Source organism: Shewanella sediminis HAW-EB3 (genome assembly GCF_000018025.1).
GTDB lineage: Bacteria > Pseudomonadota > Gammaproteobacteria > Enterobacterales > Shewanellaceae > Shewanella > Shewanella sediminis.
This window is the reverse complement of the sequence record NC_009831.1, coordinates 4,043,575-4,064,775: the sequence shown is the minus strand read 5'-3', so window position 1 is coordinate 4,064,775 and position 21,201 is coordinate 4,043,575. Positions and strand designations below refer to the sequence as shown.

Here is a 21,201-nt window from a genome sequence, read left to right as displayed (position 1 = left end):
TAAAAGGCGGGTTTGAGTGAGTCTGAATTGTCGGGCAGGGTCTTTTTTAATAAAGCACCAGTGCGGAAATAAGATGAAACCTGTGAAGGGTGTTCTCACAGGTTTCAATTATTTTTACACGACCGGCTTACCTGTAATGAGGTGGTACTTCACCAATAGCTCATCTTCTGACTCTTGATGAGCGGGATCCGGATCGATGCAATCGATGGGACACACCGAGATACAGGTCGGTTTATCGTAGTGCCCAACACATTCGGTGCAGAGATCGGGATCAATTTCGTAGATCTCTTCACCCATAGTGATCGCCTGATTGGGACATTCAGGCTCACACATATCGCAGTTGATACAGCTATCGTCGATTATTAATGCCATCTGGTTTAAGCGCTCAGTTATGCCGGTGAGTGCGGGTTACGGGTATCTTGACCTTGTGGCAAGTTACGCAATAATACAGCTTTATCTAACTCTACGTTAGCCGGCACCGACAAGAACACAAAGTGTCCGGAACCTAACCCGGCCTCCACACTTTCACCCTTACGGTTAATGAGTGAGTCAATAGTGAGTGTCAGGTTACCCTGAGGAGTCATCACTTCGACACTATCGCCGACGCTAAATTTATTCTTCACGTCGATTTCAGCCATGCCTTCGTCGTTACGCTTACCCGTGAACTCACCAACAAACTGTTGGGTATCGCTGATAGAGTAGCCATAATCGTAGTTCTGGTACTCATCATGGACATGACGACGCAGGAAGCCTTCGGTATAGCCTCTATGTGCCAGGCCTTCCAGGTTATGCATCAATGTACGGTCGAAATCCCTGCCCGAAGCCGCATCTTCGATAGCCTGACGATAGAGCTGAGCGGTACGCGCAACATAATAAAATGATTTAGTACGACCTTCGATCTTTAATGAGTCGATGCCCATCTTACTCAAGCGCTCGACATGCTGAATGGCGCGAAGATCTTTAGAGTTCATGATGTAAGTACCATGCTCATCTTCGAAGGCGGGCATATACTCGCCCGGACGTCCGGCTTCTTGCAACAATACAATTTGATCGCTTGGTTGACCTTCACCTAATGTTGGCTTCTCAAATTGCACACCATTTTGATCAACAAGCCCTTGAGGGTTCACTGCAACGATGTCGCCTTCCATGGTCTCTTTGGCTTCGTGGGCATCATATTTCCAGCGGCATGAATTGGTGCAGGTCCCCTGGTTTGGATCGCGTTTGTTGATATAGCCGGAAAGCAGGCAACGACCCGAGTAAGCCATGCAGAGTGCACCATGAACGAATACTTCTAACTCGATATCGGGGCAACGTTGGCGGATCTCTTCAATCTCATCGAGTGAGAGCTCACGAGAGAGGATCACACGCTTTATGCCTTGTTGCTGCCAGAACTTCACCGATGCCCAGTTGATGGCATTGGCCTGAACTGAAAGGTGGACCACTTGATCGGGAAAGGCTTCTCTTACCATCATGATCAAGCCTGGATCTGACATGATTATGGCGTCAGGGTTCATGGAGACGACAGGTTCCATGTCCTTGATATAGGTCTTAAGCTTAGTATTGTGAGGCGCAATGTTGCTGACCACGTAGAGCTTTTTACCTAAGCCATGAGCTTCTTGAATACCCGTTGCCAGATTTTCCATCTTAAAGTCATTATTTCGCACCCTAAGGCTGTATCTGGGCTGGCCTGCGTAGACAGCGTCAGCGCCATAGGCGAAAGCGTAACGCATATTTTTCAGTGTCCCAGCAGGAGACAATAGCTCAGGTTTAAACATAATTACTCTCAGTTAGCGATAACAAGCGGGCGGGCATTTTACTCAATGCCACGCCTGTTATCAAATTTAGAGTAAAAAATGTCACATAGCGAAGCGGGTATAATATTAATCGTCGAATGAGGGCGTGAAATTTGGATTTTTATTCCCTAATAATCTTAAAGTTAGCTAGAATCTAAACAAGATGTTAACTATCTGAATACTTTTTACACCTACACTTAACTCATCAGCTGATATACTCATCGAGCTCATTGAGTCGGTTTATTTTTGAAAGAAAGAGAGAGTGGGAGTCCAAATGTCTACTGAACATCAACTATTGGTCGGGCTTTTAAAGAAATTAAAGGCTGATTCCTTAGTGCTGCCTACGTTACCTGAGGTCGCGATGAGAGTTCAGGAGGTCGTTTCCAGACCCGATTCGAGTCCTAAACAAGTTGCTGAGATCATAGGTCAGGATGCCGCGATTTCGGCAAGAATGATTAAAGTGGCTAATAGTGCCCTGTACAGCCGTGGTGTGAAAGCCGAAAACGTCAACAGTGCGGTCACCAGAATCGGATTAACTCAGATTAAAGCGATTGCGACCTCTGTTGCTATGGAGCAGTTGTTTATCTCGACCAATGAGATGGTGTGGGAGGTGATGGATGAAGTCTGGACCTGCTCTATCGAAGTGACTTCGGCGGCCTGTGCCATGTTACAGATCTATAATAAGGCTCATAGGGGCAGTGGACTTAACTTTGACACCCTGACATTAGCGGGCTTGGTTCATAATATTGGCGCCTTGCCAGTGCTCACCGAGGCGGAGTCTCAGCCTGAGTTGTTTACCAGTATCGTTCAACTTAGGGCACTAGTGCGAAAGATGCAGGGGCCGATAGGCCGTGCCGTCTTAAAAAGTTGGGATTTTGCCCCGGAAGTGATGGAAGTTGTCGAAAGATGGTCGGATCTTCATTATCTTCCTGATAATGTCGGTTATCTAGACTTTGTTCGCGCCGCCGCATTTTATACCGGTGAGTTAAGGTCTGGAGCGGAGCTCGAAGAGCGGTTGGATGTATTTGCACAACGTGGGCTGCCGGTTTCTGCCGAAGAGTTGGCCGGTGATGAGTTTCTTGATAAATACCACTCTATTAAACTGAGTTATGAGTAGGTGAACAGAGGACTTATTGTCTTCAGCTTTTAATTGATAAATAAACTAACATAGGGTTGACGGACTCGCGTGGAAAGCGACTGGTATATCTGGTTTTTACTCATTTTATCTGTCGCTGGTATCATCTATTGGTACCGGCATAAAAAAGGTGACACTGAGTTCATTCAAGCTTTAGTACAATACCTGAAAAGGCCTCACGGCTATCATCAGTTGCATGTTTCAGAGGTTCCCACAAAATACATTCAGCTTTATCAAGCATTACAATACTTTATTGCAACCCTTCCTCTTCCGAGTGATAAAGATAAGTTAACTGGTTTTTCTAACCGTTTAGGACTGAAATCAAAACTTATGAGTCTGATGCCATTAACACAGGGAACCTTAGTGTTAATCGATGTCTATCGCTTTCGGTTCGTCAATGATCTGTTTGGCTTCTCTGTCGGTGATAAATTACTCCTCTCACTATCAAAGCGCCTCACCGCTCTCGATGAAGAGGTGACGTTTCTGGCTCGCATGAACGAAGATGAGTTTTTGCTTTATTTTGACAGTGCCCAAGCGGAAGATACACTGCTTTCTATCCGTCACGAGTTACAAGTTCCTTTTGAGATAGATGATACCCCGATAACGGTTCAAATTCAGATGGGCTATCTGGATTTGGAGCAACATCATACAGATATGAGTCAGCTCTTAAGACGGCTGGATCTTGCCCTTATTAAAGCCAAACAAGATAAATATTTCTTCGCCAGCTATGTTAAAGGTGACGATGTCAGTCAACACCGCCAGCTCAGTATCATTAACCGACTTCCTAAGGCCTTAGCGTTAGGGGAGTTGTATATGGTTTACCAACCAAAACTAACTCTATCTGATGGGCGATGTGTACAGGTGGAGGCGTTAATGCGCTGGGAGCACCATCAATTAGGCGTGTTATCGCCGGCTGAATTTATTCCGCTTGTAGAGTGTGCCGGGATGATAAAGGTTGTGAGCCAGTGGGCGCTGGATCAGGTTATCTCTCAACAGGCCAAATGGAAGCAGTCGGGCTTACATCTGCAAGTCGCGGTGAATCTTTCTACTCAAGATCTTATCAGCGGCACACTATGTGATGATATTCAGGCTAAGTTACACCGACATAAGGTCGATGCCAGTGCACTTTCCATTGAGATAACCGAGAGCACACTGATGGACGACATGGAGACTGCGGTTCAAACGATTAAGAGATTGAAGCAGGTTGGTGTTGACGTTGCTATCGATGATTTCGGTACGGGTCACTCTTCTCTGGCTTATTTGAAAAACTTTCCCGTGGATGAGGTGAAAATTGATAAGGCGTTTATCGATGACCTGTTAGTCGACTCTCGTGCATTACACATCATGAAATGCAGCATTGAGTTGGCAAAGGGGCTTGCCTTTAAGGTGACGGTTGAGGGAGTTGAAACCGAGGAGATATATTTGGCATTGACGAATATGGGGGTCGATAAAATTCAAGGCGATCTCTTCGCGAAGCCGATGAGTGCCAAGGAGCTCGAAGAGAGTTGGGGACTGCTTCAGCAGAGCTGTCTGCCCCGGATAAGCGAGCGTTAACTTACCCGATTATCTTACGGGGATTTATTTTAATTATTCTATGAAAGTGCCGGTGAGTCGAAAGACTGACTGAGCCGCTCGATTAAATCTGCCGACATGGGGGCAAGCTGACGGGCCTTATTCATACAGACCATCTCGATTTGAGCGGTAACCGCAGGTTTCTTAGCATTGGGACGCCAAATTTCCTGTTTCCAAACCGTCCTGTATTTGCTTTCGAAGTAGAAGCGGGTTCGAACATCGATAATATCGGCAAATTCTACACCGTCATGACATAACATATCGCTTCGATATACCGCAAACCCCAGACCATCCTCTTGCCACAACGCCGAAAGAATATCGGCGCCGATGACATGTTCTCTTGCCCGTTCAAAATACTTCAGAAAATTGGGGTGGTAAACCACACCGGAAAAGTCTGTATCTTCGTAATAGATCTGTACCGGAAAGTGAAATGTTGAGCTGTAATTCATCTCTTTAGTGTTTTGCATGTTCGGAGTATCGCGGTGAAAAATTAGCGCTAGTCTAGCACAGCGATGTATTGAAGAGGTGCTACCTCTATACCTGATATCTTTAAGTTATCTCAAGTTGTATGCTCAGAGGGTACCATAGACTTAGCCTGCTAAGGCTTTAACTTCCCATTCGAATGATGAGCCGTTTCGAGGCTGGAAGTCATAATTTGCTGGTAACTGCCATCATGTTTTAGGGCTGTTAATCCTGTGTCCAGCATCTCAGCTAAGTGTTCTGCCTCGGGGTTCTTCTTGGAGAATGCGAGATAAACTTGCCCGGTATGGTTTATGAATGTCGAACCGATCTCAGATGAAACCCGCATCCGTGCTATATACTGTTCGGCAACCAGATCATACATGATCGCAGTATCTATTCTATTTAATAGCAGCAAGTTAATCAGTTGGTTGTGATTCGATAGCTTAATGACCTGTATGTTTGGCAATTCTGATAATTCATCTCCGTACTCATAGCCATCAATGACGCCGACTCTGGTATTTTTGGGGAGCAGCCATTTGCTTTCCACGTTAAGTGGAGACTGCTTGTTTTGATAAAATGATGCAGTGGCGGAAAAAAGAGCTTGCTTGCCGAAGATAAACTGATCTTGAGTGCTTTTCTCTTTTATTAAGTTAAAAACACCGTCGACTATCCCCTTTTTGGCCATAACAACGGCGCGAGCATAGGGAACAACAATGCTGTCGACTTCGATGCCAACACGCGAGAAGGCAGAATTGATCAGAGAGTGGGAAAGTCCGCTTCCGGAGGATTCGGCATAAGGAGCCCAATTGTCTTCGGCGGCTAACTTGATGGTCTTAGCCATGTCATCGGCGGCAAGATTATAGCTGATGAGACACAATAGTAGTGAAAGTGCTCGCGGGAGTAGGTTGAGGTTTGGCATAAAATCCTTTAAACCATGAGTATCCATATGACTCTTAAAAATCATGATAATCCAATTTTCTAATGATATGACAGTTATTTATCTGTTTTAAGCTGTTTATTGTGACCTGGATGTGAATATCTCTTGGTTTCCGCCATTAGTTTCGTTCAACCTGAGTCTGCACTCTCCTGCTGAGCTTATGAATGGTACCTCTTGCCAGTAGAGTAAACTTCAGACTTAATAGTTACTTGTCTCATTTCTATAACGATTCTGCTACAATCAAAGTTTGCAATTCCCTATTTTTAAGAGATTCGTTCCGTCATATGGATTCTGATGTCATTTTTTCTTTAGTGCAGAATGCGGCGCTGCTTCTGGCTATGGTATTTGTGTACGATGCCGTTCCCAGAAAGCAGAGACATGAGTACTTTTTTCTTTGGCGGATTTCCGTCGGAACCGTCATAGGTGGGATCACCGTGACGACCATGATGACTCACTGGGAATATCAGCCTGGGGTCTTTTTCGATGCGCGTTCCATTATCCTGGGGATTTCCGGGCTCTTCTTCGGCGGTTTACCCACTTTTGTTGCCATGGTTATCGCATCCGTTTATCGGTTCTTAGAGGGAGGAAGTGGCTGGTGGGCCGGAATCGGCATCATTTTTTCCTCTGGCCTCCTGGGCAGCTATTGGCGATATTATCGAAAGAGTTTCATTGCTGATCTCTCCTTTAAAGAACTCTATGCTTTTGGTTTTATCCTACAAGTCATTACCCTTCTATGGATGTTTGTACTGCCCTTTGAGATGGCGATAAGCATCTTATCTCGAATTAGTTTTCCGGCATTAATCGTTTACCCCATCGCGTTTGTCTTGCTTGGCCTGTTGCTCTCCAGGCGATTGGAGATTGAACGAGACGCCAAGATCCAGCTTCAGGATGACTTCATTTTTCGCTCCCAATTTAATGTTGGCAATATTGGTATTGCGATCTCTTCGGTGGATCAGCATTGGATAAAGGTGAATCCTCGCATGTGTCAGATGTTGCAATATACCGAGGAGGAGTTGCTGTTAAAAACCTGGGCCGAAATGACCTATTTCGATGATCTGCAAACGGATCTTAACCTGTTTAACCGCATGTTAGATGGTGAGTTTGATGAGTATGAGATGGATAAACGTTATGTGGCTAAAGATGGCTCGATTGTCTATACCCACTTAACGGTAGCGTGTCAGAGAGTGAATAACCAAGTTCAGTTGGTGATAGCGGGCTTATTGGATATCACCTCTCAGAAACAAGCAGAGTCAGCCATGTCTAAAAGTCAGGAGCAGTTAGCACTGGTATTAGACAGTAGTGAACTTGGGCTATGGGATTGGGATCTTAAATCGGATAAAGTCGACCGTAATGACTATTGTGCCAAGCTTTTGGGCTCTGGCGTTGAAGAACTTAATGATGATGGACGATTATGGATTAATGCGATTCACCCCCAGGACAGGCTGGAGGTATTGCATGCGATGGATAAACACCTCAAGGGAGAGAATCCTCAATACACAGTCGAATATCGATTAAATACATTCAGCGGTGAAACCCGCTGGATACTCGACCGTGGCAAGGTGGCGAGTAAAGACGCTAATGGTGCTCCCCTTCGCGTGTGCGGTACGAATACGGATATCACCGACAGGAAGCGGGGAGAGGAGTCATTACAACTCGCGGCATCTGTGTATAACAACTCGAGTGAGGCGATGAGTGTTCAGGATAGCTTGGGTAATATCATCACCATCAACTCTGCCTTTACCGATATAACCGGCTATTTGGAGGGCGAGGTCCTCAGTAAACATATTCGAATACTGGAATGTGATAGAACCAGTAAAAATCAATATGAACAGATGAATATGCAGATAACCCAAACCGGTCGGTGGCAGGGGGAAGTGTGGTTGAAGCATAAGAGTGGAACCGAATTTATTGTCTGGCTGACTATCAATACCATTTTAGATAACAAGGGGGAGGTCTATCGCCGAGTCGCACTGTTTTCCGATATTACCGAGAAGAAACAGGCCGAACATATTATCTGGAAGCAGGCGAACTATGATCCTCTAACCGGTTTACCTAATCGAAGAATGCTGTTGGAATATCTGGGCACCGAATTACTTAAGTCAGACCGAAATAAAAAACATTTTGCACTGATGTTTCTCGATTTAGATTATTTCAAAGAGGTCAATGATAGCTTAGGTCATGATATTGGCGATCTGCTCCTTGTGGAAACGGCTAAACGCCTCAAGGGGTGCATTCGTGAATCAGATGTGGTGGCAAGGTTAGGAGGTGATGAGTTTACCGTCGTACTTTCGGCGATACAAGATCACAAAGGGGTTGAAAGAGTTGCCGAAAACATTCTCTCCAGGCTGGCAGAGCCTTTTAACTTAGATAATGAAAGTGCTTATATCAGTGCGAGTATCGGGATCACCCTCTATCCTGACGATGCCTCAAGCATTGATGGTCTGCTCAAGCATGCGGATCAAGCCATGTACGCCGCAAAAGAGCAGGGAAGAAATCGATACCATTATTTTACCCCTTCCATGCAGGAGTATGCCAAATATCGGATGCTGCTTATCCGAGACTTACGCAAGGCCATAATACGCAAAGAGTTTGAAATTTATTATCAACCGATCATTGAGTTAACCGATTCCAAAGTGTTTAAAGCCGAAGCGCTGATCCGTTGGCATCACCCCGTCAGAGGGGTCGTATCACCCGGTGAGTTTATTCCCGTAGCCGAAGAGACGGGCTTAATCATCGAAATCGGCAACTGGGTATTTGAGCAAGCTGCGAAACAGAGTGCAATGTGGCGTGAACGTTTTGGCGTCGCGATACAGATCAGCATTAATAAATCTCCGATCCAATTCAGGGATGAGGGAGAGAGCTTCGTCGATTGGATTGAGCAGTTAAAAAAGCTTAACCTCGAGAGCAACGGGATCTGCGTGGAGATAACCGAAGGTCTGTTACTGGATGCGAGCATGGGCGTCTCAGAAAAGCTGCTCGCATACCGGGATGCTGGGGTTCAGGTTTCTCTCGATGATTTTGGTACGGGTTACTCGTCACTGGCCTATCTAAAAAAATTCGATATCGATTATCTTAAAATTGATCAATCCTTCACCCGTAACTTAGAGACTGACTCTAATGACGTTACCCTTTGCGAAGCGATTATCGTGATGGCTCACAAGCTTGGAATGAAAGTTATTGCCGAAGGCGTCGAAACCGAGTACCAGAAAAAAATCTTGTTTGAAGCGGGTTGTGATTATGGTCAAGGCTACCTTTTTTCAAAACCGATTCCGGTCGCAGATTTTGAAGCGAAATATCTTATCGGTTTAACAGAGTTACCCAATGAAAAGGGTTCGCCTAGCCAGTGATGACTGATTTTGATAGACTCCGCGCTCATTTATTATCCCCTGTGAGTTTTTCATGAAATTTGACGCACTCGAATTGAACCCCTCAATTCTTGAAGCCATCGATGTCTGTGGCTATCAACAACTGACTCAGGTGCAATCTGAGGTTATTCCTGTTGCATTAACGGGCGTGGATCTTATGGCTTGTGCCGAAACAGGTACAGGCAAAACCGCAGCGTTTGCACTGCCTCTAATACAGAGGCTGATCTTTGATGAGGTGAACTTAGGTTCGCTCAGGGGCCTGATCTTGACACCGACTCGGGAGCTGGCGATACAGGTGGCCGAGAATATCTCTCGCTACTGTCAGTTTACAGCGCTGAAAACCTTAGCGGTTTATGGCGGTGCCAATATGAACCCTCAACGAAAAGCACTCAATGCCGGGGTTGATATTTTAGTGGCCACACCTGGCCGATTATTCGACTTTATCGGCCAGCATGGATTAGACCTATCGGATGTGAAGACACTGGTCATCGATGAAGCCGATAGAATGCTGGACATGGGGTTTGTCCGTGATATCGAGCGAGTGAAAGCGCTTGTCGCAGCTGAGCACATTACGCACTTTTTCTCAGCTACCTATAGTGACGATGTGAAGGCGCTGGCGCAGAAAATGTTGCAATCTCCCCAGTGGATAAATGTCGCTCAAAGCCGATCGGCATCCAGTGTTGAACAGGAGATATACCTTGTCGATAAGCGCCGCAAGGCGGAGCTGTTATCTGAGTTAGTCGGTCGTAATAATTGGCAACAAGTATTGGTATTTGCCAGTAGTAAAGAGAGCGCTGAGCACCTGCAGAACGAGTTAAAGCTCGACGGGGTTAAGAGTGCGGTATTCCACGGCGATAAGACTCAGGGCGCTCGAAATCGTGCCCTCGAAGAATTTAAAAATGGTATGTTGAGAGTGCTGGTGGCCACCGATGTCGCCGCAAGGGGGCTGGATATTCAGGCCCTGCCTCTGGTTATCAATCTGGAACTTCCCTTCGATGCCGAAGACTATATCCATCGTATCGGTCGAACAGGAAGAGCGGGTCTTAAGGGGCGGGCCATTTCGTTTGTATGCCCATCTGATGAGAAGATGCTTGAAGAGATTGAAACCTTAATTGAGCTTAAGCTACCCCGTACTGTACTTCCCGGGTATGAACTCGGAACGCCACTGCCTGCTCGCTATAGAGAGACTCAAGAGTCGACCAAGAAGCGTGTAGAGAGACGCAAGGGTAAGCCCAAGCATGGGAAGAGAGGAGCAAGCGGCGATGATCGCGCAGATAAAGGTAAGTCGAGTTACGCAAGCCGAAGAGCCGATAAGAAACGTTAACCAGATTGGTTTACAAAGATAAAAAAACCGCCCCTATTTATATAATAAATGGGGGCGGTTTTTTAGTAACTGGTGTCTAGCTTAACAATTAAAGCTCTGCTTCAATCCATACCAGGCGGTGATCGGAAGAGATATCTTTACCGTTACCCCATTTCCCTACACGCTCATCGTTCATCAATAAACGACCTTCTTCGAAGGTTGCCGGCCAGAATACGCCTGAGTCGATGATGTTTAGATCATTTGATGGGATAGCGTGATCGACACGTAGTCCAAAGGTACTGGTAATACGATCGGGGTAGATGCTATCACCACAATCACCAAGTGCAACACACTCAGTTGAACCCAGGCTGTTTGGCGCGTAAACACCATCTGTAGCAAGCACGTTTACACGCTCATGATTCATTAGATCCTGAATTGACTCCAGAAAGCCATCACCATTTTCAGGGTCGGCGTTAAGATCGCCCATAACCACGAAAGATGCATCCAAACCTAAACCACCTTTAACGCCAGCATCATCGTAGATGTAGTCGGCATTTGATACATATTCACTCCAGAATTTGATCTCAGCACTGTTTAACAACTTGTTGTTTTCAGTGATGTAATCGAACACTGGTGGTGTTGGGTGAGATAGTAGTAGGTGAACAACTTTCTCACCATCGGCGGTTGGGATAAGAATTGGCGCATCGACATGGTTTTTAGAAGAAAGTGGCTTCTGTGCCCATGCTTCGGCTGTGTACCACTCATCTCCACACGCTAATCCATCAGGAATAGGCTTGTCTGGATTATCACAAACAGTGATCACAGGGTTAGTTTCGCCAGGCATATCTTTCCACTTAAAGTCTTGGAAAGTACGGATGTTATCTGTATCAATTGGGTACTGTGATAGTAGGCCAAATGCATACTGTCCGTGGTAGTTACCATAGCCCCAAGCATCGCCAGGAAGTGCGACAGTACCATTACGGTCTAGATCAAATTCACTTAACAGGCCTGTATTTGTTGAGAAGTTCTCAGTATAAGCAAACTGAATTGGCTCTAACATCTTCTTCTCATCAGAGGTTGTGCCCAGACCATTTTGTGGCACTGCAAGATAGTTTAAACGGAAGCCATTAATTGCATCCTGGTTCTCGCCCAGGCCATCGTTGTTAAACTCACCCATCATCAATACCGCTGGACGCTCAGTTTGAATTACGGCTGCAACGTTACGGATCTGAATGATTTTTTCGATAACTTTTAATTCATCTTCAGTTAGTTCATCTTCAAACCATTTGGTCATCAAGGCTTCTTGCTCTGGTGCAGAGAACTGCATTTCAGTGACAAGGTCTTCAAAGGTATAACGATCGAAAGAGAGGTTGTATGTCGCGAAACGAACGTTCGTTGGTTCGGTTGGCTCTGGTGGATAGATGTTGTTAGTTTCGTCATTACATCCAGCTAATAACGCCATTGATATTGCAGCCGCAGCTGCTGTTTTCAGTAGTTTCATATTGTGACCCATCATTATTAATTGTTATCTTTAGCTCATTTAGTTGAGCTTTCGATGGCATCATATACAGGTGTACATTAACTGGCTATGAAATCGCTCGGTTTACCCGTTTTTTTGCGGCTATTTCACGCAAAATTTACTTTGTTTAATGGCTTGTTGTGGTTATGTTGTACTATCGTGCATGTTTTCTGGGGGCTCATTTCTACATTTTTTTTGGCACATATTGTTCCGTGTTCAGATCCGCAGTCGACTTGTTATTGAGACTCTCATGATTAATGCCTACACTGTGCTGCTTTCTTTGTGCTATTGAGATCTCTCTATGATAATCAAACCTATCGCTACCAATGTGATCACAGGCTTTCTGGGGGTTGGAAAGACCAGCTTTATTAAGCAGCTTTTCCTGAGTAAACCCGCCGATGAAAAGTGGGCCGTGTTGATCAACGAATTTGGTGAGGTAGGCATAGACGCGGCTTTACTTGGAGGTGGCGAGAAGGCTATCGAGATCCGGGAAGTCGCTGGCGGATGTATGTGCTGCGCGGCTGGTGTGCCTATGCAGGTGGCGATAAATCAGTTGATAGCTAAAGCTAAACCCGACCGGTTATTGATCGAACCTACGGGGCTTGGGCACCCCAGAGAGGTGCTTAAGGTACTCAGTGAGCCTCATTACCACAATATCATCGACCTAAAGTCGACAGTTTGCCTGGTCGATGCCAGAAAAATTGAGGATGCCCGATATCGGGAGCATGAGATCTTTAATCAGCAACTGGAAGTTGCGGATATTGTGCTGGCGGCTAAATCAGATCTCTACTCAGAGCAAAGCTATACAAATTTAGTCTCATTTCTTGAGCAGAACCATAGAAGCTATGAGTCCGAGCATGGCGTATTGATGCAGATGAGTATAGAGCAATCTCAATCGACGGGGCTGTCCGGTGAGTTACTTGACCTGTTAGACAGGAAAGCGCAGATTCCTGCGCCTACCGCCGGAACCAAACAGAGCATGCTCAGGCCTCAAGCCCATGACCTGTTTGCTCTCGAACCATCGGTTATCGAGAGTGAGTTTAATGAGGTCGGTCTGATAAAAAAGCTCAATAAGGGAGAGGGGTTTTATAGTTGTGGTTGGATATTCGATCTCAGTTATGAGTTTTTATTCGATGAGGTCATTAGTCTGGTGAAGTCGTTGGATGTGACTCGGCTTAAGGCGGTATTGATCACCGATGAGGGGATAGCCGGGCTTAATTTAATTGATGGTGAACTCAGTGTTATCGAACTCGATGATGTGATGGACTCGAGAATAGAGATTATTACGTTAACTTCAGCCGATAGCGAGGCGCTGGAGAAGAGGCTGCTCGCTATATCTAAGCGGTTAAGTTTTTGATATCTTGCTGTTCTATAAAAATAACAATAACAACAAATAAACGGTAAGTCTGAATGAGTGCTGATGTGTCTTCCCAAGACCAGGCTTTAGTTAACGATCCAATTCATAAGCTTTTTTGGCGATATACCATTCCCACTATTGCTTCGATGTTGGTGACGGGGATCTATGTCGCTATCGACGGCATGTTCATTGGTCATTACCTGGGAGAAACCGGTCTGGCTGGGATGATACTGGCTTATCCCATCGGTGCTGTACTCTATGCCATAGGCGCCCTGTTTGGTATGGGCGGTGCGGCGCTGGTTTCCATAAATTTAGGTCAGGGAGAAGTTGCTAAGGCTCGAAAAATACTCGGAAATACTTTCAGTTTATGCCTTATTTCAGGAACTGTTTTTGCTCTATTTGGAACCCGTTACTCTCGTGAACTGTTACAACTTCTGGGGGCGGAGGGAGAGGTATTAAACAGCGCCTATGATTACCTCTTTTGGTATTTTGCTCTCGGCTATTTTCCTATAATCTCGATGGCCTTCAGCGCTTTATTAAGAAATGACGGCAGGCCAGGTTTCGTCACTTATGTGCTTATCTTGGGTGGCTGTCTGAATGCGGTATTAGACTGGCTGTTTATCGTCGTTTTTCCCTTCGGGTTAGTGGGGGCCGCCATCGCAACCATGATTTCGCAAGCGGTCACCGGCTTACTCTGCTTACAGCATTTCTTTACTGCTAATACTCGTTTACGTATTAACTGGCAGCAGATGTCGCTTAAACTCGACCATTGCCTGAATATCCTCAGGGTCGGTCTGCCTAGTTTTCTGTTGAGCCTCTACCTAACGATAGTCTTAACGCTGCATAACATGGCCTTCTTGTGGGTCGGTACGCCTATTCATGTGGCGGCTTATGGTGTGGTGAGTTATACCGAGGCATTTTTCTACCTTATTTTTGAAGGCATCGCCTTCGGTACTCAACCTATCTTCAGTTTTAATGCGGGTGCCGGGCGCTATGACAGGGTCTTTAAAACCTTGAAAATTGCGTTTGGGATCGCCTTGGTAACGGCTTTTGTCGGTTTATTGTTCATCTACATCAAGCCCTTTTGGATGGTCTATATCTTTGCCGGTGATAACCCGCAACTAACCCCCTATGCCATAGAGGGGATGCGACTCTACTTCTGGGGCTTGCCGATGGAGGGGCTGCTATTGGTCGGGGCGAGTTTTTTCCAGGCGATTAACTGCTCCAGAGAAGCCTCCATGTTGACCGGCATGAAGCTTGTCTTAATCGCTTTAGTTATCTGTCTGTTTGCCTGGGCATTCGGCGTTAAGGGAGTCTGGGTCTCTCTGGCGTGTTGCAGCACGATATTGGTGTGTTGGATGATGTTCGCCCTGAAAAGGGTATCGGCACGATTGAATTAGGCCGCTAATCTATACTCGGATCGATAAATCAGATAGATTTAAGGGCTGAGATATAGAATGTGACCAACATGGAAGATTACTTCGTCTCTTAACTATCTCGGACAGTTCGATCTGCCGATAAAGAAGTATTAATGAATAAGGATATTTATGACGTCATCAATTCGTCTTCGCCATCTGTTTGCAGCTGTTACGCTAAGTTGCCTGAGTATGAGCTGTTTCAGTGCTTTCGCCTCTGAATTTTCACAAAGCTACACCGCCTACAAGCAAGCCGTCGCAGAGAAAAACAGTGAACTGGCGCTCAAGTATGCAGGAGAGGCTTATGAGCTAGGCTCAGTGCAGTTTGGGGCAAAAAGCCTGGATACGGCAACCTTAGCGTTAAACTATGCCACAGCACTCGAAGTGCAAGATCAAAAAGAGCAGGCGAATTCACTCTATCTGTTGGCACTTGAAGTTTATCAATCGAGCCATGGTGAAGATGCTCTTGAGGTGTTAGACCCTCTTATCGGCGCTGCGCAAACGAGTTCAAATCCTAAAACGGCCAGGTCTCTGTTTGAAGATGCTATCGATATCTCCTCCGATGCAGAAAACCGGATACTGCATGCCGATACCCTCAGCGCTGCATTTACTACCCTCTCCAAAACCCGTCTCTATAACAGAAAAATTCGTAACTACGCACTGGATGGTTACGAGATCTATAAAGAGGAGTTGCCACAAGACTCGCTCACCAGAGTGAAAGCGGCATACATAGCCGGCTCAATTCATTTCGTCGAGAAGAAAAACAGCAGAGCGATCCCCCTGCTGAATGAGGTGGTGAAACAATTCTCAGCGCTCAATTATACCCACCCCTACGAGTTGAAGGCTCACGCATATCTGGTGGAACTCTATGAGCGTGAGGGGGAGAGTGATAAGTCTACCGAGCACTGCATCGCTATCGGTAGTATGCGTCCCTGGCTCGATGATCAAGAGCAGGTGCCGCTGTATCGTCAACCCCCTGAATATCCTCTCTCATATGTTAGGCGGGGCAAGAGTGGCTGGGCCGAAGTGTCATTTCTTGTCGATGAATTGGGTTTTGTGAAGGAGCCTAAAATACTCGACTCTGAAGGTGGGAGTAAATTCAGTGATGAATCGATCAAAGCCTTAAAACAGTGGCGTTATGCGCCAAAGTTTGTCGATGGCTCGCCCATTGCTGCAGAGACAAGAGTCAGAATGGAGTTTACCATCGAGCGAAAAAGATAGCTTATCCTAGTAAAGAAAAGCCGCTAAGTTAGCGGCTTTATATACAGCATCGTCGAGCCCAGATTAAAACAGTTTACTTCCCCAGCCGAGCTTACTTCTTAATACGTGGAAATAGTTATGCCCTTTAGGGTGAATAAGTCTGAGGCGCTCATGGCTTCTTTTTATGATAATTTCATCCCCCGGCAGTACCGCTAAGGTGACATGACCATCACAACTCACCTCCAGGTTATCACCGTTATCCGGTGATACCACCAGTTTTATGGTGCTACAGGCATCGACCACGATTGGGCGACAGGAGAGGGTATGAGGAAACATAGGGACCAGGATTAGCGCTTCAAGGTTCGGTGTCAGAATCGCTCCTCCAGCCGACAGTGAATAGGCGGTAGAGCCTGTAGGGGTCGACACAATCATGCCGTCGGCGCGTTGGCTATACATGAAGTCGTCATCGATATAGACCTCAAATTCGATCATGTGAGCCACTTTTCCCGGGTGGAGCACGGCTTCATTCACGGCTGTGTTGCTCGCTTTCATATGGCCGTGGCGATGCACCTCGGCTTCGAGCAGAAACCGGTGTTCGGTCTCGAATTGTCCATCGAGCACCTTTCCTAGTTCGGCTTCGAATGAGTCGGGGGGCAGGTCGGTCAGAAATCCCAGATTGCCACGGTTGACACCAATGACACCGATATCAAACCTGGCTAACACTCGCGCCGCACCCAGCATATTGCCATCACCGCCAACGACGATGGCGAGATCGCATCTATCGCCTATCTCGAGTAGATCGACTGACACAGCCTGAGGTCCGATATCGGCAGCGACTCTCTCCTCTACCAGGATGTCGAAACCTTGCATCGTTAACCAGTGATGCAAACGTTTTAGGGTCAGGTTTGTGCCGTGGTGGTTAGGCTTGCCAATCAGGCCAATAGATTGAAACGTTTTAGGCATATTTATCTTAGTGCTAGGGCTTGAAACCTTGAATGTGATCCCCATATTATCCTCAGAGCACGCAGAAACAAAGTATTTTTAGCTGGAGTTAGAATGAGCAACGATTCGAGTAAAGCGAAACAGAACCAAGTAGATGAAGCTGTTGAGGGTGAAATCATCACAGATAATGAAAATGAAACTGTTACAGGTGAAGCCAGTTTGATGGATGAACTTACTCAGGCAAACTTTCGTGTTGAAGAGCTTGAGCAGGCATTAGAAGCCGCGACAGCCAAAGTTGATGAGCAAAAAGATTCTGTTATCAGAGCCGCTGCCGAGGTTGATAATATTCGTCGTCGTGCCGCTATCGATGTTGAGAAAGCCCGTAAATTTGCCCTTGAAAAGTTTGCTAATGAACTTCTGCCGGTGATTGACAATATGGAGCGCGCGCTTCAGGGAACCGATGCTGAAGCTGAGGCGACTAAAGCTGTCTATGAAGGTGTGGAGTTAACACTGAAGAGCTTTATTGGTACGGTTGAAAAGTTTGGATTGACAGTGGTTAACCCTCAGGGGGAAACCTTTAATCCAGAGCATCATCAGGCTATCGGTATGCAACCAAGCCCGGATTTTCCTGCTAACACAGTCATGATGGTTATGCAGAAAGGCTACATCCTTAACGAGCGTCTATTACGACCGGCTATGGTCATGGTGTCTCAAGGCGGAGCCGCTGTAGATACACAGGCTTAAGTTATATTGAGAGTAAAAAGATTGATAAAAAAAGGACTGCATCTGCAGTCCTTTTTTATTGAGCGTTATCTAAGATATGCCCAAAGGTAAGCCTGAAGGCTACTTTAAGTACTCTTCAATCTGCTCCAGTATACCCGCAGCATCGAGTCTTAGCTCCGCAAGAATTTCACCCGAAGCCCCATGCTTAATAAACTCATCGGGTAGACCGATTTGCAGTACCGGCATCGGCTGTTTAAGTTGCTGCAGAAGTTCCAGGACTCCCGAGCCTGCACCGCCCATGATGGCATTTTCTTCGACGGTAACGAGCAGGTCATGGGAACTGGCAAGCTCTTTGACCAACTCAACATCGAGAGGTTTGACAAAGCGCATATCGGCAACCGTCGCATCGATAGATTCGGCGGCGGTTAACACATCGGCAAGCAGAGTACCGAAGTTAAGAATTGCGACTTTCTGCCCCTGACGCTTGATTAAGCCTTTACCTATGGGTAATGCTTGCATCTCTTCAACCTGAGGCTCACCCGTCGCGCTGCCTCTGGGGTAGCGAACTGCGGTGGGGCCTTCTCTGTAGCAATAACCGGTATAGAGCATCTGACGACACTCATTTTCATCCGATGGCGCCATTATGACCATATTAGGCACAGTACGCATAAAGCTAAGATCGAAGGCGCCTTGGTGTGTGGGGCCGTCGGCACCGACAATACCACCTCTGTCGATGGCGAATAATACGGGTAACTTCTGTAGCGCGACATCGTGAATAAGCTGATCATAACCACGTTGCAGGAAGGTCGAATAGATAGCCACTACGGGCTTTAACCCTTCACAAGCAAAACCGGCACCTAAGGTGACTGCGTGCTGCTCTGCAATGGCGGCATCGAAATATTGCTTCGGAAAACGTTGAGAGAACTCAACCATCCCGGAACCTTCACGCATGGCTGGTGTAATACCCAATACCTTGTCATCTTTCTCGGCGACATCGCACAACCATTTACCAAATACCTGTGAAAAGGTTGGGTTACTGGGTTTAGAAGCAGGCTTCTCAAACGTCGAGGGATCAAATTTAGGTACGGCGTGCCAACCGATGGGATCTTTCTCTGCCGGCTCATATCCACGACCTTTCTTGGTCATGATATGTAAAATTTGCGGGCCGGACAGGTTACGCATATTGCGCATTGTTTCGACCAATGCATCAACATCATGGCCATCGATAGGGCCAATATAGTTAAAGCCCAGCTCTTCAAACATAGTGCCGGGAACCACCATGCCCTTGAGATGCTCTTCGGTACGCTTTGCCATCTCTTTGATGACTGGCATACCTTCAAGGACCTTCTTACTACTTTCACGAATCGTAGTATAGAAACGTCCCGACATAAGTTGAGCCAGGTGATTATTCAGCGCACCGACATTCTCAGAGATAGACATCTCGTTGTCGTTGAGCACGACTAACATATCATTGTGCAGATCTCCTGCGTGGTTCATGGCCTCAAACACCATGCCGCCGGTCATGGCACCATCGCCAATGACTGAAACCACTTTGCGTCCGGCTTGCTCTTTTTCAGCTGCTACAGCCATTGCGAGCGCCGCGCTGATAGAGGTACCTGAGTGTCCCACACTGAAGGTGTCGTACTCACTCTCTTCACGCCAAGGGAAAGGGTGTATTCCCCCTTTTTGACGTATGGTGTGCATCTTGTCACGGCGACCAGTCAGGATTTTATGTGGGTAGGCCTGGTGGCCTACATCCCAAATCAGACGGTCGAAGGGGGTGTTATAAACATAGTGAAGCGCTACGGTGAGCTCGACAGTTCCAAGCCCTGAAGCGAAGTGACCACTAGATTTACCCACAGATTTCAAAAGGAAACCTCTAAGCTCGTCTGCCAATTGAGGCAATACTGCTTGAGGGAGCTGTCGTAGCTCATCAGGGGTATTAGCCTGTGCTAACACAGGGTAGTTAGATATATCCAAACTCATCGAGATAACTTGTCTCTTTATTATACTCTTCGCTCAATGATAAAACGGGCGAATTCGGCAATTAGCTGACTATTGTATGGTAATTTTGTCAGCGCTGATAGGGCATCATCAATCAAACTTTGGGCAGTGGCTTGTGCTCCTTCTAATCCCAGTAGTCTGGGATAGGTGCTCTTGTTGGAGTCACAATCGGAACCCTGAGGTTTCCCCAGCTCTTCGGTACTGGCGATGATATCGAGTACGTCATCCTGCACTTGAAATGCCAGCCCAATGGCGTCAGCAAAATCCATCAACAAATTTTGCTCTTCTACAGTGACAGCCGCTGCGATCATCGGTAGTTCAACTGCGCAACGGATCAGGGCGCCGGTTTTTAATCTATGCAGCTTGGTCAGTGTCGCTAGATCGATCTGCTTGTCGGTTGCATTGAGATCCATGGCTTGACCGCCACACATCCCGGAATATCCTGAGGCTTTAGCTAAGGCTCTCACCATGGCCAGATTTTGGCTTGGTGTAATACCATTTATGGGCTCACAGATGCTTTCGAAGGCTAAGGCTTGCAATGCATCACCCGCTAAAATAGCGGTGGCTTCATCGAAGGCAATATGAACAGTTGGCTGCCCCCGGCGCAGAGCATCATCGTCCATAGCCGGAAGATCATCATGAATTAATGAATAAGCATGAACACATTCGATGGCGGCCGCGCAGGCGTCGAGTTTTTCTGGCGCAACATTCAGCATATCGCCGATGGCATAGACCAAAAATGGCCTGATACGCTTACCACCAATTAAAGCCCCATGTTTCATGGCCGCTTGTAATTTCAGATCTGTGGTAGCTTGAGAGTCGATAATAGATTTAATTTGTTCATCGACACGTTGCTGATATTGAGAGATGGCTCTGGCTAACAATTATTCGCCCTCAGTTGCATAGGTCGCTAATGAGGCATTTTCATCCTCTTGCAGGAGGATCGTGACCTTTTGTTGAGCTTGTTCGAGTTTACCTTGGCTATTGCGAACAAGTTTTATACCGCGTTCGAACTGTTTAAGTGCATCATCGAGGGAAACGTCGCCTTGTTCAAGATCTGAAACAATACGTTCAAGTTCGCAAAGGGATTCTTCAAAAGTGAGGTTTTCAGGTTTTTTAGCCACGGTAACGTTTCCTAGAAAATTGCGTGTGACAAGGTATCTCAGGCGGCGACTAGGGTCAAATCGGGCTGCGGTATATTTGTGCAATAGCACGCTTTATCGAGGTTTTTTTATAAAAAATTGAATTTGTAGCTAAACTTGCGTGTAAGCTGTCCGATAATTGAAAGTAGGGCTTTTATTTTTTGAATAATTATTGAATCGACATTTTCGGACTCGGTTCGGTCCCTTTAATCACTTTACCCAATGCAGCACAGTCACTAACACTCTCATTTTGATGATTATACAAAAGGTATATACGATGAGATTAGTGTTAAAGTTGGGTATATTAAGGTGTAAAAATACTTTGTGATATG

At 46.3% G+C, this 21,201-nt stretch carries 17 protein-coding genes; 8 read left to right on the top strand and 9 right to left on the bottom strand.

The window, feature by feature from the left end:
• Positions 1-114 precede the first annotated feature (114 nt).
• Positions 115-372 (bottom strand): YfhL family 4Fe-4S dicluster ferredoxin, encoded by a 258-nt coding sequence (locus SSED_RS17475; RefSeq protein WP_012143677.1) that lies wholly within the window; start codon positions 370-372, stop codon positions 115-117.
• A gap of 17 nt (positions 373-389) precedes the next feature.
• Complete coding sequence (gene trhP, locus SSED_RS17470) at positions 390-1,775, bottom strand: prephenate-dependent tRNA uridine(34) hydroxylase TrhP (protein WP_012143676.1); 1,386 nt, start codon at positions 1,773-1,775, stop codon at positions 390-392.
• Positions 1,776-2,067: 292 nt separating this feature from the next.
• On the opposite strand from trhP, the gene SSED_RS17465 reads away from it, so the two are divergent.
• The gene (locus SSED_RS17465; protein WP_012143675.1) at positions 2,068-2,910 is read left to right on the top strand and encodes an HDOD domain-containing protein; all 843 of its coding nucleotides are present in this window, start codon (positions 2,068-2,070) and stop codon (positions 2,908-2,910) included.
• Positions 2,911-2,979: 69 nt separating this feature from the next.
• Positions 2,980-4,482 (top strand): putative bifunctional diguanylate cyclase/phosphodiesterase, encoded by a 1,503-nt coding sequence (locus SSED_RS17460; RefSeq protein WP_012143674.1) that lies wholly within the window; start codon positions 2,980-2,982, stop codon positions 4,480-4,482.
• A gap of 38 nt (positions 4,483-4,520) precedes the next feature.
• Here SSED_RS17460 and SSED_RS17455 read toward each other — a convergent pair whose 3' ends face one another.
• Together SSED_RS17455 and SSED_RS17450 are read right to left on the bottom strand one after the other, a co-directional pair.
• Entirely contained in the window at positions 4,521-4,967 is a 447-nt protein-coding gene (locus SSED_RS17455) for a thioesterase family protein (RefSeq protein ID WP_012143673.1), read from the bottom strand.
• A 131-nt stretch (positions 4,968-5,098) separates the two neighbouring features.
• Positions 5,099-5,926 (bottom strand): substrate-binding periplasmic protein, encoded by an 828-nt coding sequence (locus SSED_RS17450; protein WP_223295922.1) that lies wholly within the window; start codon positions 5,924-5,926, stop codon positions 5,099-5,101.
• 257 nt (positions 5,927-6,183) lie between these two features.
• Between SSED_RS17450 and SSED_RS17445 the strand changes: the two genes are divergently transcribed.
• Together SSED_RS17445 and SSED_RS17440 are read left to right on the top strand one after the other, a co-directional pair.
• The gene (locus tag SSED_RS17445; RefSeq protein WP_012143671.1) at positions 6,184-9,246 is read left to right on the top strand and encodes an EAL domain-containing protein; all 3,063 of its coding nucleotides are present in this window, start codon (positions 6,184-6,186) and stop codon (positions 9,244-9,246) included.
• Positions 9,247-9,298: 52 nt separating this feature from the next.
• Positions 9,299-10,588, top strand: coding sequence for a DEAD/DEAH box helicase (locus SSED_RS17440; protein WP_012143670.1), 1,290 nt, complete (start codon positions 9,299-9,301; stop codon positions 10,586-10,588).
• Between the two features lie 88 nt (positions 10,589-10,676).
• Here SSED_RS17440 and SSED_RS17435 read toward each other — a convergent pair whose 3' ends face one another.
• The gene (locus SSED_RS17435; protein ID WP_012143669.1) at positions 10,677-12,068 is read right to left on the bottom strand and encodes an endonuclease/exonuclease/phosphatase family protein; all 1,392 of its coding nucleotides are present in this window, start codon (positions 12,066-12,068) and stop codon (positions 10,677-10,679) included.
• 319 nt (positions 12,069-12,387) lie between these two features.
• Between SSED_RS17435 and SSED_RS17430 the strand changes: the two genes are divergently transcribed.
• The 3 genes from SSED_RS17430 to SSED_RS17420 all read left to right on the top strand — a co-directional run bounded on the left by SSED_RS17430 (position 12,388) and on the right by SSED_RS17420 (position 16,079).
• Positions 12,388-13,443: a CobW family GTP-binding protein gene (locus SSED_RS17430; protein ID WP_012143668.1), complete on the top strand. Its 1,056-nt coding sequence runs from the start codon at positions 12,388-12,390 to the stop codon at positions 13,441-13,443.
• A gap of 53 nt (positions 13,444-13,496) precedes the next feature.
• Positions 13,497-14,843, top strand: coding sequence for an MATE family efflux transporter (locus SSED_RS17425; RefSeq protein ID WP_012143667.1), 1,347 nt, complete (start codon positions 13,497-13,499; stop codon positions 14,841-14,843).
• Between the two features lie 147 nt (positions 14,844-14,990).
• Positions 14,991-16,079, top strand: a complete 1,089-nt coding sequence (locus tag SSED_RS17420; protein WP_012143666.1) for a TonB family protein — start codon at positions 14,991-14,993, stop codon at positions 16,077-16,079.
• Between the two features lie 63 nt (positions 16,080-16,142).
• Here SSED_RS17420 and nadK read toward each other — a convergent pair whose 3' ends face one another.
• On the bottom strand, positions 16,143-17,021 hold the full coding sequence (gene nadK / locus SSED_RS17415) for an NAD(+) kinase (RefSeq protein WP_041422269.1): 879 nt from the start codon (positions 17,019-17,021) through the stop codon (positions 16,143-16,145).
• A gap of 93 nt (positions 17,022-17,114) precedes the next feature.
• Here nadK and grpE point away from each other — a divergent pair, with 93 nt between their 5' ends.
• Positions 17,115-17,744 carry a nucleotide exchange factor GrpE gene (gene grpE, locus SSED_RS17410; protein ID WP_012143664.1) on the top strand — a complete coding sequence of 210 codons (630 nt, stop codon included), beginning with the start codon at positions 17,115-17,117 and terminating at the stop codon, positions 17,742-17,744.
• A 99-nt stretch (positions 17,745-17,843) separates the two neighbouring features.
• Here grpE and dxs read toward each other — a convergent pair whose 3' ends face one another.
• Genes dxs through xseB form a run of 3 tightly spaced genes read right to left on the bottom strand, consistent with a single transcriptional unit; the run spans position 17,844 to position 20,851 of the window.
• Positions 17,844-19,709 (bottom strand): 1-deoxy-D-xylulose-5-phosphate synthase, encoded by a 1,866-nt coding sequence (gene dxs / locus SSED_RS17405; RefSeq protein WP_012143663.1) that lies wholly within the window; start codon positions 19,707-19,709, stop codon positions 17,844-17,846.
• A gap of 20 nt (positions 19,710-19,729) precedes the next feature.
• Positions 19,730-20,611, bottom strand: a complete 882-nt coding sequence (gene ispA, locus SSED_RS17400; RefSeq protein ID WP_012143662.1) for a (2E,6E)-farnesyl diphosphate synthase — start codon at positions 20,609-20,611, stop codon at positions 19,730-19,732.
• Complete coding sequence (gene xseB, locus SSED_RS17395) at positions 20,612-20,851, bottom strand: exodeoxyribonuclease VII small subunit (protein WP_012143661.1); 240 nt, start codon at positions 20,849-20,851, stop codon at positions 20,612-20,614.
• Positions 20,852-21,201: the final 350 nt, after the last annotated feature.